This is a genomic window from Nakamurella sp. (assembly GCF_044224575.1).
GTDB lineage: Bacteria > Actinomycetota > Actinomycetes > Mycobacteriales > Nakamurellaceae > Nakamurella.
This window is the reverse complement of the sequence record NZ_JBGAKE010000015.1, coordinates 1-14,178: the sequence shown is the minus strand read 5'-3', so window position 1 is coordinate 14,178 and position 14,178 is coordinate 1. Positions and strand designations below refer to the sequence as shown.

Here is a 14,178-nt window from a genome sequence, read left to right as displayed (position 1 = left end):
TTGATGGTGGCCTCGCAGGCTCGGCCAACCATCGCCAACGACCCCGGGACAGAAACGACGAATGGGGACCGTTTCGTCAGCCGGTCCGTTCCCCCTTGGGTGGTCGTCGGATCCAGCTGACGCCATCCGCACCGGCGAGACCCAACGCCTCGCCCAGCGTCGAGGCCTCCATGACCCGCATGCCGGGCGGGCGGTCGGCGCCCGCTCCCGGCCCGACGATCGCATGGTCGAACCCGGCCCGTGCCGCCGCCGCCAGGCGCTGCCCCATCCCGGGAACCGGGTGGATGTCGGCGGCCAGGCCGAGTTCGCCGATGGCGACCAGGCCGGCCGGCAGCGGCACGTCGCGGGACGACGACCAGAGGGCCAGGGCCAGCGCCAGATCGGCGGCTGGTTCGGTCATCTTCCACCCCCCGACGGTGGCCGCGAGCACCTCCTTGCCGGCCAGCCCGACTCCCGCCCAGCGCTGCAGGATCGCCACCACCATCGCCGCCCGGGCGGAATCCAGACCCGCCACCGTGCGCCGGCCGGTCTCACCGCCGGCCGGGGTGATCAGGGTCTGTAGCTCGACCGGCAGCGCCCGCCGCCCCTGCAGAGCCACCGTGGTGCATGTGCCGGGTACCGGGGTGGACCGGCGGGTGAGGAAGAGCCCGGACGGGTCGGGCATTTCGGCGATGCCGTCCGGCACCATTCGGAAGCAGCCGACCTCGTCGGACGGTCCGTAGCGGTTCTTGACTCCGCGGACGGTCCGCAGGATCGAGTGCCGGTCGCCCTCGAAGTGCAGCACGACGTCCACCAGGTGTTCCAGGACGCGGGGGCCGGCGATGGCGCCGTCCTTGGTGACGTGCCCGACCAGCACGCAGGCCATGTTGCGTTCCTTGGCCACGGCGGTCAGCGCCGCGGCGACCGCCCGGACCTGGCTGACCCCGCCCGCGGTGCCGTCGACCGCGGTGGACGCGATCGTCTGCACGGAGTCGACGATCAGCAGGCGGGGCTTGACCAGCTCGACCTGGCCGAGCACGGAATCCAGATCGCCTTCGGCGGCCAGGAAGATCGCATCGTGCAGGGCGTTCATCCGCTCGGCCCGCAGCCGGACCTGGGCCGCGGACTCCTCGCCGGTGACGACGAGAACGGGACCGTGTCCCTGACCGGCCCACGCCCGCGCCGCGGCCAGCAACAGGGTGGACTTGCCTACCCCGGGCTCGCCGGCCAGCAGGATCACCGCGCCAGGGGTCAGGCCACCGCCGAGCACGCGGTCGAACTCGGCCACGCCGCTGGCGGTGGGCCGAACCACGTCACCGGATACCTCGCCGATCCGGCGGGCCGGGTGGGCCACCGGCCCCGGACTCATCCGACGGACCACCCCACCGGGCGCGGGCCCCTCGTCCAGGGTGCCCCAGGCGCGGCATTCAGGACATCGGCCGTGCCACTTCGTGGTCTCGTGCCCGCACCCGCTGCACCGGAAGGCCGGCCGGGGGCTGCGTGGGGGAGTGTGCGACCTCATGCCCGGCACGTTAGGCCAGGTGTCCGACAGTCAGCCTCGACCGTGGTGCGTGTCCGTCCGCCGGGTCGGCGGAGCGAGGATCGGCCGAGCGGCTCAGTGCCCGCCGGGTCCGACGTCACCCTCGGCCAGTTCGTCCTGCTCCCACAGCGGCGTCGGATGGGGCGGCAGGATGTTGACCGTCTCGCGATTGGTCGATCGTTCCGGCGGCAGCTGGATCGGCACGTTGAGGTCGATGGTGCCGGCGTTGGCGAAGGAGAAGGTCATCGGGATCGAGACCCCGTAGGGCTGCTCCTGCAGAAAGCCGGTGAGGGTGACCTCGGTGCCGGTCTCGCTGGCGAAGTCGGCCAAAGTCTGCGGCGGCAGCGTGGCGTCACCGCTGATCTTCACGGACGTCGCGGCGCTGCTGGACACGCTTTCCAGGGTGTCGGCGGTGAATCCGCCGTTCGAGACGTACAGCAACACTCGGGCATTCGACCCGGCCGGGTAGCTCTCCCGAGCGGTCGGGGCGAGTCGCGCGTTGAGCACGGAGATGGTGCCGACGGTGCCGTTGGCGCCGTCGATGGCGGCGACCTGATCGGCCGTCTGCGAGTACTGACCGGCCGCGCATCCGCTCACCGCCAGCGTCATTGCGGCGAACAGCGCCAAACCGGCAGGAGCGAGCACTCGGCGCGGCAACCGGGCGGTGCGGGTCACGGCGGTTCCCCTCTTCTGGTCCGTCCCCGGTGCGCAGGGTGCGGAGGCGGCGATGGCAACTGGTGAAGAGCGACGTTCGGTAGAAGGTTAGTCGGCGGGGCATCGGCTCTGCTCGGTGGGAGGCGGTACCGGCCCGTGTCGTGTCCCGGCGCAGGTCCCGCCCGTCGGTGACGGGGCCCGCGAACAGGCCCGAAAAACCCGGACAGGGCCGCGACATGCACGCGGCGCAATGGTTTGTCAAGTGACCGGATAGCCCCTGACCTGCGACAACGGCCATGGGCGCGGCCAGGACGTGGTAGGATGGTGGGAGCGAAAGGGGTCTTGAACTCTCATGGTTTTCAACGTTGGCGAAACCGTTGTCTACCCGCATCACGGTGCGGCCCTCATTCAGGCCACCGAAACCAGGACCGTCAAGGGTGTCGAGAAACTCTATCTCGTCCTCAAGGTCGCCCAGGGCGACCTGACGGTAAAGGTGCCGGCGGACAACGCAGAGATCGTCGGTGTTCGGGACGTGGTCGACCGGACCGGTCTGGATCACGTTTTCGAGGTGCTCCGGGCGCCGCACACCGAGGAGCCGACCAACTGGTCGCGGCGGTACAAGGCAAACCTGGAGAAGCTGGCCTCCGGCGACGTGAACAAGGTCGCCGAGGTGGTCCGCGACCTGTGGCGGCGTGACCGCGAACGGGGTCTGTCGGCCGGCGAGAAGCGGATGCTGGCCAAGGCCCGGCAGATTCTGGTCTCCGAACTCGCGCTCGCCGAGGGCACGAACGAGGTCAAGGCCGAGGGCATCCTCGACGAGGTCCTGGCCTCCTGACCGCTCTTGCGGTGGTGGCGCAGGTCTGTCGGCATCTTCGGTGACGACGATCGCCGCGGTTGTCAGGGCCGCGGGTCCCGGTGAGTTGTGCGGGGGCCCGGTGGCCTTTGCGCGCGTCGGCGGTCGCGAACTGTTGGTTCATTCGGTCGATCACCTGCGCCGGGCCGGCGTAGGCACTGTCCTGGTGCTGGTCCCGTTCGGCTTCGACGAGCGGGCACGCCGGCTGCTGGGTGACCGGGCCATCGTGCTTGCCGACTCGGGCGACCGAGCCAGCCCGATGAGGCATGCGCTGGACGCGATCACGGAACGGGTTGGCATCGTGCTGGTGCATGACGTCGACCGCGCGTTCGCTCCCGTGTCGCTGATCGAGCGGGTGATCAACCGGGTCCGGTCCGGCGCCGAGGCCGTGGTTCCGGTGCTGCCCGTCGTCGACACGATTCGCGAGATCGGCGCCGGCCAGGCGCTCTCCACGACCGTGGACCGGGACGGTCTTCGGACGGTCCAGACCCCGCAAGGTTTCCGGGCGGATGTGCTGCGGCGCGCGTGCGCGACGGCGACCACGGGGGACTCGACCATTGACGAGGCCGGCCTGGTCGCCTCGATGGGGTTCGCTGTGACGGCCGTGGACGGTGACCGGGCCGCGTTCCGGATCAGCTCGGTGGACGACCTTCAGGCGGTGGAACGAATGATTGCGGCATCCGGCGAAGTAGTTGCCGAGAACGCTGCCGGTGCCCCGGCCGACGTTGATGCCCGAGCCGATCGGCTGAGCTTCGCGGCGGCCGACATGCGGGTCGGCACCGGGGTGGACGTGCACCCGATCGAACCAGGTCGCGACTGTTGGGTCGCCGGCGTGTTGTTTCCCGGGGTGGACGGCTGCGCCGGTCATTCCGACGGGGACATCGCCGCCCATGCGCTCTGCGACGCTCTGCTGTCCGCCGCCGGCCTGGGCGACCTGGGTGCGGTGTTCGGCACGTCGGACCCGCGCTGGGCCGGTGCCTCCGGAGTGACCCTGCTCGCCGAGGTGGTGTCCCGGGTCGGCCGCGAGGGTCATCGGGTGCTGAACGCGTCGGTTCAGGTGATCGCCAACACCCCCAAGCTCGCCCCGCACCGGGCGCAGGCGCAGCAGACCCTGTCGGATGTGGTCGGGGCGCCGGTGTCGGTCGCCGGCACCACGACCGACGGGCTGGGGCTCACCGGCCGGGGCGAGGGGCGCGCCGCCATCGCCACGGCGCTGCTCGGCCCGGCCTGAAGGCGTCCGGCGCCGACGGGGGAGAGGCGCCGACGCGTGGACCGGTCGGCGTCACGACCCGACGCCGTGGCCCGGAGGTAGTTCGTCCTCCACGTACCGGGGCCGAACGGCCAGCAGACCCGCGCCTATCTGGATCAGCACGATCGCCGACAAGGCGATCAGCGGCACGTCCCAGTCACCGGACAGGTCGAACAGCAGCCCGAAGCCCAGCGGTCCGATGGAGGCGAACAGGTACCCTGCGCACTGCGTGAACGCCGACAGTGACGTGGTCGCCAGGCCGGTCCGGGCTCGCAGCGCGATCAGCGTCAGGGCGAGCGGGAAGGCACCGGTGCCCACCCCGATGAGCACGGACCACAGCACGACCGGGCCGGTGGGCGCGACGATCAGGCCGGCGAACGCGAGCAGGTAGCAACCGGCGAGGGCGACGACGATGACGGCCGGGTGACGGGATCGGCCGAGCAAGGGCGGTACCGCCGCGGCCAGGGGGATGCCGACCGCGATCGAGATCGACACCTGCGCGGCTGCAGCGGTGTCCGTCATGCCGTTGGAGACCAGGATCTGGGCGAGCCAGCCGAACACCACGTAGGCGACCATCGACTGGCAGCCGAAGTACAGGGCCAGCGCCCAGGCGACCCGGGTGCGGGCGAGGGTTCGGAGCTGCAGCCGTTTTCCCGCACCGGCGGGGCCGGCAGAGCCGACATCGGTTTCCCGGATCAGCAGCAGCCAGGGAATCAGCGCAATGGCCGCGGTGCCCGCCCACAGTCCCAGGCCGAGCCGCCAGTCGCCGCCGAGGCCGCGCTCCAACGGAATGGTCAGCCCGGCCGCCGCCGCCCCGCCGATGGTCAGCAGCGTGGTGTAGGCCGCGGTGATCGTCGGGATCCGGTCGGGGAAGTGCAGCCGGACCAGACCCGGCATCAGCACGTTGGCCACCGCGATCCCGGCCAGGGCCAGCAGCGAGCCGGCGAACAGGGCCGGCAACCCGGGCACCGCCGCGCGGACCAGCTGACCGACCAGCAGCGCAACCAGCGCGATCACCACCGTACGGTGGACGCCGACCCGCGCGGCCAGGGTCGGCGCGAGCAGGCCCATCACCGCGAACGCCAGCGTCGGCAGGGACAGCAGCAGCCCGGTCGTCGCCGCCGGCAGCCCGGTCGCGGCCCGTAGCTCCGGGACCACGGCACCCAGGGCGTTCACCACCGGCCGCAGGTTGATCGCCAGCAGCAGGATGGCGATCGTCACCAGGGTCCGGCCGGGCTTCGTCACCCGGGGGACGGTAGTCGGCCGCTTCCCAGAACCGATCAACCCGTTCCGGTCGGCCGGCGAACGCTCGGGCAGGTCCGGACGTCAGCGGGCGAGTTCGGTCGGGAACCGGGTCGCGAACACCCGCGGTGGCGCCGTGTTCGGGACCGGCACGAGGAGCCCGGGGATCCGGAACAGCTGCTCCATCGGCACCTGGGTGACCTGTCCGCCGACCCGGACCAGGCCGACGAGGTCGGCGAGCGGCAGAAGGGTCGGCACCCCCTCGGTCAACGACGTCACCGTGATCGTCTCGCCGTCCTTCGCGAACAGTCCCAGCTCGGGCACGAAGTACGGCGGCCCCACCCGTTCGAAGTGCTGGTTCAGCAGGGGCTGCTGGGCGGCGTAGTGCAGGCCGTCCCAGCGGCGGCGGAGAGCGTTGGCGTACGGTCGTGCCGCCGCCGGCCATTCGAACGGCGTCCAGCCGGAACCTCGGAGGATCAGGGGTTGGATCGAGACCGGAATCGCGTCCGACTGCACGACCCGCTCGGCCATCCGGACTATGAAGGTCAGCCCGGCCGGGTCGTTCGCCCCGCCCACCAGCAGGTCCCCGACGGTGGGAAGCAGGATCACCGGATCGCCGTCGACCGGGAGACCACGCAGGAGTTCCGGCCGGAGGAGCGCGGTGCCCGCGAACCGGACGTCCCGGTACAGATGAACGGACTCGACCCGCTGGGCCTGCGGGACCGGCCGATCGAATGCGGCGGCGACCGCCGCGTCCAGCGCCTGCGGCAGGCCGACCCCCCATCGCGCCAGCTGGGCCGCCGAGACGGCCGCGTCCACGTCCGGCAGATCCAGGACCATCCCGACGCTCAGGTCCGCCACGATCGGCTGCACGACGTCCAGGCCGTCGAGCGCTCCCTGCAACGCCAGCCGGAGGTGTCGCAGCTGCAAGGGCAGCGCGCCCACCGGGCGGACCGACAACATGCACCGGGCCTCGTCGAACGTCGCGGGGATCGGCCCGAAGCGCGGCATGTGCATCGCCGAACGGTACCGGGAGGCAGGCGCCGACTTGAGCCATCCGCGCCTTCGGCGGCCGCGGGAACATGCCGATGGCTCAGGTCGGCGGTGGTGGAATGCGGGTCAACGCAGGCGTAGCACCGCCTTACCGATGACCTGCCGGTTCTCCAGATCCGCGAAGGCCTGGGCGCCGTCGGCGAAGTCGTATTCCAGGACCGCCGGTCCCGGCATCCCGGCGGCCAGCAGGGCAGCGAGCGACGAGGCCGTGGACCGGAACAGGCCGGGATGGGCGGCGATCAGGGCGAGCCAGTTGACGCCGCGGACGTCGGAGTTGCGCAACAGCAATCGGTTTGCCGGGGCCGACGGGATCCGCCCGGACACGTACCCGAGGGTGAGCAGCCGGCCCTCCGGGGCCAACGCCCGCAAGGAGGCGTCGAACACGTCGCCGCCGATCGGGTCGACGATCACGTCGACGCCGCCGGCAGCCCGCACCGCGTCCAGCCACTCGTCCGGGCCGAAGGTCTGTTCCGCGCCGGCCGCCTTCGCCGCGGCGCGCCGGTCGGCGGTGCTGGCCACCGCGATCACCCGGGCGCCCAACGCGGCGGCGATCCGCACCGTCGCCGACCCCAGCCCGCCGGCCGCGCCGTGCACCAGCACCGACTCACCCGGCCGCAGGCCGGCCCGGCGGACGAGCGCGACATGCGCGGTGTGGTCGTTGACCACCAGCGCCGCGCCCTGCGCGAAGCCGAGCGGGGCCGGCAGTGGGGCAACCAGATGCTCATCGGCCCAGATGATCTCCGCGCAGCCGCCGACCGGGAGCGACGCGTACACCCGGTCTCCCACGTTCAGCCCGGAGTGCGCCGGTGCGAATTCGACGACCCCGGCGACCTCCATGCCCGGGGTGAACGGCGGCTGCTGGCGCACCTGGTAGAGCCCGCGGGTGACCAGGGTGTCGACGAAGCCGACCCCGGCCGCGTGCACCCCGATCCGCACGGAATGGTCCAACCCGTCGGCCGCCGCGGCCGGCTCGGGAACCTCGTCCAGGGTCAGCCCGGCCGGACCGTCCAGCGAATGTGCCTGCAGGGCCAGCATCGTCGAACTCCTCCGCGTGGTCGAGAATGGTCAGTCGAAGGCCGAGATGCCGGTGACATCCCGCCCGATGATGAGCGACTGAATGCTGTCCGTGCCCTCGTAGGTGTGCACGACCTCCATGTCCGTCATATGCCGGGCGACATGGAAGTCCAGCAGCAAACCGTTGCCGCCCAAGATGTCCCGCGCCTCGGCGCAGATCGATCGCGCCGTCTTGGCCGTGTACATCTTGGCCAGCGACGCCATCGGGCCGGTCAGCTTGCCCTGCTCCTGCAGCTGGGCCATCCGGAAGCACATCAGCTGGATGGTGGTGGTCTCGGCCAGCATGTTCGCCAGCTTGTTCTGGACCAACTGGTAGGACGCGATCGGCTTGCCGAACTGCTGACGGTTGGTGGCGTAGGTCAGCGCGGCCTCGTACGCGGCAATGGCATGACCGGCCGCCTCCCAGGACGCCCCGCCGCGGGTCGCGGTGAGCACCCGGCTGACGTCCCGGAACCCGTTGGCGTTGGCCAGCCGGTTGGCTTCGGGCACCCGCACGTCGTCCAGCACGATGTCCGGCTGCCAGATCGCCCGCTTGCCGATCTTGCCGGTGATCAGCTCGGCCGTGTACCCCTCCGGGTAGGCGCCCGCTTCGTCTTTCTCGACCACGAAACCCTTGACCTTGCCGTCGGCCTCGTCCCGGGCCCAGACGATGACGACATGACCGATGCTGCCGTTGCCGATCCACCGCTTGGTGCCGTTGAGCACCCAGTGGTCACCGTCGCGGCGCGCGGTGGTCTCCAGCGCGACCGAGTCGGAACCGTGGTTCGGCTCGGTGAGCGCGAATGCGCCGATGAGGTCGAGCGTGGCCATCCCCGGCAGCCAGTGCTGCTTCTGTTCGTCGGAGCCGAGCATGTTGATCGAGCCCATGGCCAGGCCGTTCTGGACGCCGACGAACGTGTTGACGCTGCCGTCGCCGCGGGACAGCTCGAGCGTGACCAGGCCCTGGGCGAGCCGGGACAGGCCGGGGCAGCCGTAGCCCTGGATCGCGCCGCCCACAATGCCCAGCTGAGCCAGCTTGGGCACCAGCTCGAAGGGGAACTCGGCCCGCTCCCAGTAGTCGTTGATGATCGGCAGGACCTCGGCGTCGACGAAGGCTCGGACCCGGTCGCGGATCTCGCGTTCCTCGTCGTTGAGCAGGTCGTTGAGCAAGTAGTAGTCGGTGCTGCGGGCCGTGGTGAGATCCTTGGTGAACTCGGCCGCGAGGTTCAGTGTGCTGCTCACGATGTCACTCTCACTTCGCCGGTGGGTCGGGGCGTCTTGATCCCGGCCTGGTCGTATGAATACCAACCCTTTCCGGTCTTGCGGCCGAGTTCGCCGCGCTCGACCAGGGCCGTGACACTGCTGCTCGGTCGGTCGGAGGGGTCACCGGTCTGCGCGAACCGGTCCTGCTTGGTCAGGTACCCGATGTCGATGCCGGTCAGATCCATCAGCTCGAACGGCCCCATCGGGTAGCCCAACGCGGTGCGGCAGGCCGTGTCGATGTCGGCGACCGACGCGATCTCGTTCTCCAGCAGGTAGATCGCCTCGTCACGCACGGCATTGAGAATCCGGTTGGCGACGAATCCGGGGATCTCCCGGTTCAACACCACCGGGGTCTTGCCCAACCGCTCGACGAACGCGATGGATGTCTCGACCGTGAGATCGGAGGTCGCCGGCCCGCGCACCACCTCGACGCACGTCATGATCAACGCCGGGTTGAAGAAGTGCAGGTTGCAGACCTTTTCGGGTCGGCCGGTGGCGTCGGCGATCCGGGACGAGACGATGCTGGACGAGTTCGTCGCCAGAATCGCGTGCGGCGGGGCGTACCTGTCCAGGTCGGCGAACAGCGCCCGCTTGACGTCCAGCTTCTCCACCGCCGCCTCGATGACGTAGTCGGCGGTGGACGCGGCGGCGGCCAGGTCGGTGCTGAAGGTCAGCCGTCCGAAGGCCGCTGCCACCTCGGCCGCCGTCCGGCGCCCCTTCTCGATGTCCCGGGACAGGCGCGACCGCAGGCCGGTCTCCGCCCGGGCCAGCGCCGGTGCAGCGATGTCGGTGACGGTCGCCGACAGGCCGGCCAGGGCGCAGACCATGCCGATCTGCGACCCCATCGCGCCGGCCCCGACCACGACCACGTGATTGAGCGTCATGTCATCGCCCCGTGAACCGAGCCGGGCGCTTGTTCAGGAACGCCTCGGTGCCCTCGTTCTTGTCCTCGGTCGTGTACAGCAGCGCCTGCGCGAGCCGCTCGACAACCAGGCCGGTCCGTTGGTCGGCGTCCATGCCGGAGCGGATGACCAGCTTGGCCAGCCGGATCGCCAGCGGACCCTTGGCGGTGATCTGCCCGGCGACCTCGCGGGCCGTGGCCAGCAACTCGACACCGGGAACGACGGAGGTGACCAACCCGATCCGGTGCGCCTCGTCGGCGGTGATCAGCCGGCCGGTCAGGATCAGCTCGATGGCCCGGCCGGTGCCGACCAGGCGGGCCAGCCGCTGGGTCCCGCCGGCCGCCGGCAGCACCGACAGGTTCGTCTCGGGCAGGCCGAAGCGCGCGGTGTCGGCCGCGATCCGGATGTCGCAGGCCATCGCGAGCTCGCAGCCGCCGCCCAGCGCGAACCCGTTGACGGCGGCGATCGTCGGCTTCTCGAACGCCTCGACGTCGTCGTAGAGCCGCTGCAAATCGGACGCGAGCGCGGTGTGCAGGGTGTAGCCGCGGACCTGGGAGATGTCCGCGCCGGCCACGAACGCCTTCTCGCCGGCGCCCGTGACGATCACCACCTGCACGTCGTCGTCGATGCGGAAGGCGTCCAGGGCGGCGCGGATGTCCAGCTGCACCTGCCGGTTGACCGCGTTGCGGACCTCCGGCCGGTTGATGGTGAGTGTGGCGATGCCGTCGGACACCTCGGTGGTGAGAGTCTCGAAGTCCACCCGGGTCACGGGAGCAACGGTGGTCATGGCCGTCACCGGTACGCGGCGAGGCCGGTGATGGCCTGCCCCATGATCAGGGTGTGCACCTCGTCCGTGCCCTCGTAGGTGCGGACCGACTCCAGGTTGTTGGCATGCCGCAGCGGCGAGTAGTCCAGCGTGATGCCGTTGCCGCCCAGCATCTCCCGGGCCTCCCGGCAGATCTCGATGGCCTCGCGCACGTTGTTCAACTTGCCGAACGAGATCTGCTGCGGGTGCAGCGTTCCGGCGTCCTTCAGGCGTCCGGTCTGCAGGGCGACGAGGATGCCCTTCTGGATCTCCAGCACCATGTCGGCCAGCTTGCGTTGGGTCAGCTGAAAGCTCGCCAGCGGCACGTCGAACTGCTTGCGGTCCAGCATGTATCGCAGCGCCGTCTCGTACGAGTCCCGGGCCGCGCCCATCGCGCCCCAGATGATCCCGTAGCGGGCCTCGTTCAGGCAGGCGAACGGTCCCTTGAGCCCGACGACGTTCGGCAGCACCGCATCGGCGGGCAGCCGCACGTCGGTCAGGGTGATGTCGCACTGAATGGAGGCGCGCATTGACAGTTTCGGCTCGATCGGCGTCGCGGTGAACCCGGGCGTCTCGGTGGGGACGATGAAGCCGCGGATACCCTCCTCGGTCTTCGCCCAGATGATGGCGACCTGAGCGACCGACGCCAGGCCGATCCACCGCTTGGCACCGTTGAGCACCCAGTCGCTCCCGTCGCGGACGGCGGTGGTGACCATGCCGGCCGGGTCGGACCCGGCGGTGGGCTCGGTCAGCCCGAAGCAGCCGATCACCGCACCTTTGGCCATGCCCGGCAGCCATTGCTGCTTCTGCTCCTCGGAGCCGTGCTTGTGGATGGCGCTCATGGCCAGGGATCCCTGGACGGAGACGAAGGTGCGCAGGCCGGAGTCGCCGGCCTCCAGTTCCAGTGCGGTCAGGCCGTACTCGACCGAACTGCGGCCGGGGCAGCCGTAGCCCGTCAGGTGCATCCCCAGCAGGCCCAGATCGCCGAACTCCGTGGCGATCTCCACCGGGAAGTGCGCGTCCTCGTACCACGTGGCGATGTTCGGGCGGATGCGGGCGTCGACGAACGCGCGCACCTTGTCCCGCTGCGCGAGTTCCTCGGCGGTGAACAGCGAGTCCAGGTTCAGGTAGTCGCGGGCCCGATCGGAGATCGGGGTCGGCGGCTGGGTGACGGCTCCGGCGTAGATGCCGACGGGCCGGTCATCCACGCCGACGGCCTCGGTGATGGTCATGGTGTGCTCCAGGTGTCGGGTGCGGGTGGGGACAGTCGCGCGGATCAACTGCGGTGAAATGTGGCGGATGGGACGGAAGTCGACTACTTCGGCCGCGCCGGGGTAGTTGATCCGCGCGGGCAGGGTCAGGGGGCCTCCAGCAGGACGGAGATGCCTTGGCCGACGCCGATGCACATGGTGGCCAAGGCGCGGCGGGCGCCGCGGTCGTGCAGTTCGATCGCCGCGGACAGCGCGATCCGGGCCCCGCTGGCGCCCAGCGGGTGACCGAGCGCGATGGCCCCGCCGTTCGGGTTGACGTAGTCGGCGTCGTCCGGAATGCCGAGCTGCCGCAGCACTCCGAGAGACTGCGCGGCGAACGCCTCGTTGAGCTCGATCAGATCGAGGTCGGAGATGGTCAGACCGTTGCGGGACAACAGCTTGCGGGTGGCCGGCACCGGCCCGGTGCCCATGATGCGCGGCGGCACCCCGGCCGCCGCGGCCGAGGTGACCCGGGCCAGCGGCGTCAGCCCGAACCGCTGCACGGCCGATTCCGACGCGATCAGCACGGCGGCGGCGCCGTCGTTCACGCCGGACGCCGTGCCGGCGGTGACGGTCCCACCCGGGTTGATCGGCTTGAGCTTCGCCAGGGCCTCCAGCGAGGTCGCCCGCGGGTGCTCGTCGGTGTCCACGACCACCGGCTCACCCCGGCGCTGCGGGATCGAGACCGGCAGGATCTCGCGGGCCAGCCGCCCCGAGCCGATGGCCGTGGCCGCCCGGTCCTGGGAACGCAGGGCGAACGCGTCCTGGTCGGCCCGGCTGATGTCGAAATCCGCGGCCACGTTGTCCGCGGTCTCCGGCATCGAGTCCGTGCCGAACCGCGCCCGCATGACCGGGTTGACGAACCGCCAGCCGATCGTGGTGTCGTGGATCTCGGTCGTCCGGGAGAACGCCGACGTCGCCTTGGGCATGACGAACGGCGCGCGGCTCATGCTCTCCACACCGCCCGCGAGCACCAGGTCGGCGTCACCGGAGCGGACCGCCCGGGACGCGATCGCGATCGCGTCCAGGCTGGACCCGCAGAGCCGGTTGACCGTCGAACCGGGGGCGGTGACCGGTAGGCCGGCCAGCAGGGCCGCCATCCGGGCGACGTTGCGGTTGTCCTCGCCGGCCTGGTTCGCGCAGCCCAGCACCACGTCGTCCAGGGTGTCCCAGTCGACCGACGGGAGCCGGGCGGCCAGGCCCCGCAACACGTGCGCGGCCAGGTCGTCCGGACGGACCGACGACAGGGCGCCCCCGTACCGGCCGAACGGGGTGCGGACCCCGTCGATCAGGTAGGCGGTACTCATGCGTTCTCCTTGTCCGGCTGAACCTGCTGCCGCAGCTTGTACTTCTGGATCTTGCCGCTCGCCGTCGAGGGGAGGGCCGGCAGCACCTCCAGCCGCTCCGGCCAGTACTGCTTGGCGACGCCCCGCTCGTTCAGGAATGCCTTCATCTCCTCGAAGGTGAACCCCTCGACGCCCGGCCGCAACACGACACAGGCGCAGGCCCGTTCCTGCAGCCGCGGATCGGGGATACCGACCACCGCGACGGAGCCGATCTTCGGGTTCTCATACAGGGCGTTCTCCACGTAGGCGACCGGGATGTTCTCGCCGCCGCGGATGATCACGTCCTTGGTCCGTCCGGAGAGCTTGAGGTAGCCCTGCTCATCCAGGTAGGCCAGGTCGCCGGTGTCGAAGAATCCGTCGCGGAACAGTTCCCGGGTCATCTCCAGTCGCCGGGCGTACCCCACGAACAGGAACGGTCCGCGCACCTGCAGTCGGCCCGACGCCCCGGCCGGCAGCACACTGCCGTCGATGTCGACGATGCGTAGCTCCATTCCCGGCCACGGGAACCCGTCCCGCTCGGCGATGATCGCCGGCGGATCGCCGGGGATGCCGAGGGTGACCAGGCCGTTCTCGGTCTGCCCCCAGCCGCCGAGCACCGTCATGGTGGGGAACCGGGCCTGCGCCGCGCGGACGATCGCCGGTGGGATCGGCGCACCCATGCAACAGAACCGCCGCAGGCTGGACAGGTCGTGCGCATCCAGGTTGGGCGCGTTCAGGGTGTCGTGCAGGAACGGTGTCGCGGCCGAGGTGTAGGTGATGCGGTGCCGGTCGACGAGTTCGACGAACGTCTCGTTGCTCCACACGTCCTGGTACACGCCGGTGGCGCCGAGCTGGGTGGGCAACCGGACTCCGTAGAGCATGCCGGTCAGATGGGCGAACGTCGACGCCATGTGAATGACGCTGTCCCGGCCCACGCCGAGCCGCTCGGGCAACGGCTGGTTGGCCGCGACCAGCGTGTTGTGGGTGTGCATGACCCCCTTGGGTTCGCC

General features: G+C 70.7%; 13 protein-coding genes. 2 read left to right on the top strand and 11 right to left on the bottom strand.

Annotation, left to right across the window (positions count from 1 at the left end; genetic code table 11):
* Positions 1-76: 76 nt before the first annotated feature.
* Together radA and ACILSK_RS16895 are read right to left on the bottom strand one after the other, a co-directional pair.
* Entirely contained in the window at positions 77-1,501 is a 1,425-nt protein-coding gene (radA, locus tag ACILSK_RS16900) for a DNA repair protein RadA (protein ID WP_395728349.1), read from the bottom strand.
* 93 nt (positions 1,502-1,594) lie between these two features.
* Positions 1,595-2,194 (bottom strand): hypothetical protein, encoded by a 600-nt coding sequence (locus tag ACILSK_RS16895; protein WP_395728348.1) that lies wholly within the window; start codon positions 2,192-2,194, stop codon positions 1,595-1,597.
* 331 nt (positions 2,195-2,525) lie between these two features.
* On the opposite strand from ACILSK_RS16895, the gene ACILSK_RS16890 reads away from it, so the two are divergent.
* Entirely contained in the window at positions 2,526-3,008 is a 483-nt protein-coding gene (locus ACILSK_RS16890) for a CarD family transcriptional regulator (RefSeq protein ID WP_395728347.1), read from the top strand.
* Positions 3,009-3,048: 40 nt separating this feature from the next.
* A complete protein-coding gene (gene ispF / locus ACILSK_RS16885; protein WP_395728346.1) occupies positions 3,049-4,257 on the top strand; it encodes a 2-C-methyl-D-erythritol 2,4-cyclodiphosphate synthase in 1,209 nt (402 codons plus the stop codon).
* Positions 4,258-4,308: 51 nt separating this feature from the next.
* On the opposite strand, the gene ACILSK_RS16880 is transcribed toward ispF, so the two are convergent.
* The 9 genes from ACILSK_RS16880 to ACILSK_RS16840 form a co-directional block, all read right to left on the bottom strand.
* Positions 4,309-5,520 carry an MFS transporter gene (locus ACILSK_RS16880; RefSeq protein ID WP_395728345.1) on the bottom strand — a complete coding sequence of 404 codons (1,212 nt, stop codon included), beginning with the start codon at positions 5,518-5,520 and terminating at the stop codon, positions 4,309-4,311.
* 81 nt (positions 5,521-5,601) lie between these two features.
* On the bottom strand, positions 5,602-6,534 hold the full coding sequence (locus ACILSK_RS16875) for a hypothetical protein (RefSeq protein WP_395728344.1): 933 nt from the start codon (positions 6,532-6,534) through the stop codon (positions 5,602-5,604).
* A gap of 102 nt (positions 6,535-6,636) precedes the next feature.
* A complete protein-coding gene (locus tag ACILSK_RS16870; RefSeq protein WP_395728343.1) occupies positions 6,637-7,605 on the bottom strand; it encodes an NADPH:quinone oxidoreductase family protein in 969 nt (322 codons plus the stop codon).
* Between the two features lie 30 nt (positions 7,606-7,635).
* A complete protein-coding gene (locus ACILSK_RS16865) occupies positions 7,636-8,865 on the bottom strand; it encodes an acyl-CoA dehydrogenase family protein (protein ID WP_395728342.1) in 1,230 nt (409 codons plus the stop codon).
* A complete protein-coding gene (locus ACILSK_RS16860; RefSeq protein WP_395728341.1) occupies positions 8,862-9,770 on the bottom strand; it encodes a 3-hydroxyacyl-CoA dehydrogenase family protein in 909 nt (302 codons plus the stop codon). Before ACILSK_RS16860 ends, ACILSK_RS16865 begins: the two co-directional genes overlap by 4 nt.
* Before the next feature lies 1 nt (position 9,771).
* Positions 9,772-10,575, bottom strand: a complete 804-nt coding sequence (locus tag ACILSK_RS16855; RefSeq protein WP_395728340.1) for an enoyl-CoA hydratase/isomerase family protein — start codon at positions 10,573-10,575, stop codon at positions 9,772-9,774.
* Positions 10,576-10,580: 5 nt separating this feature from the next.
* Complete coding sequence (locus ACILSK_RS16850; RefSeq protein ID WP_395728339.1) at positions 10,581-11,825, bottom strand: acyl-CoA dehydrogenase family protein; 1,245 nt, start codon at positions 11,823-11,825, stop codon at positions 10,581-10,583.
* Between the two features lie 125 nt (positions 11,826-11,950).
* Complete coding sequence (pcaF, locus tag ACILSK_RS16845; protein WP_395728338.1) at positions 11,951-13,150, bottom strand: 3-oxoadipyl-CoA thiolase; 1,200 nt, start codon at positions 13,148-13,150, stop codon at positions 11,951-11,953.
* Positions 13,147-14,178: AMP-binding protein (locus tag ACILSK_RS16840; protein ID WP_395728337.1), on the bottom strand; the 1,032-nt coding region annotated here is incomplete at its 5' end. The genes ACILSK_RS16840 and pcaF, both read right to left, overlap by 4 nt.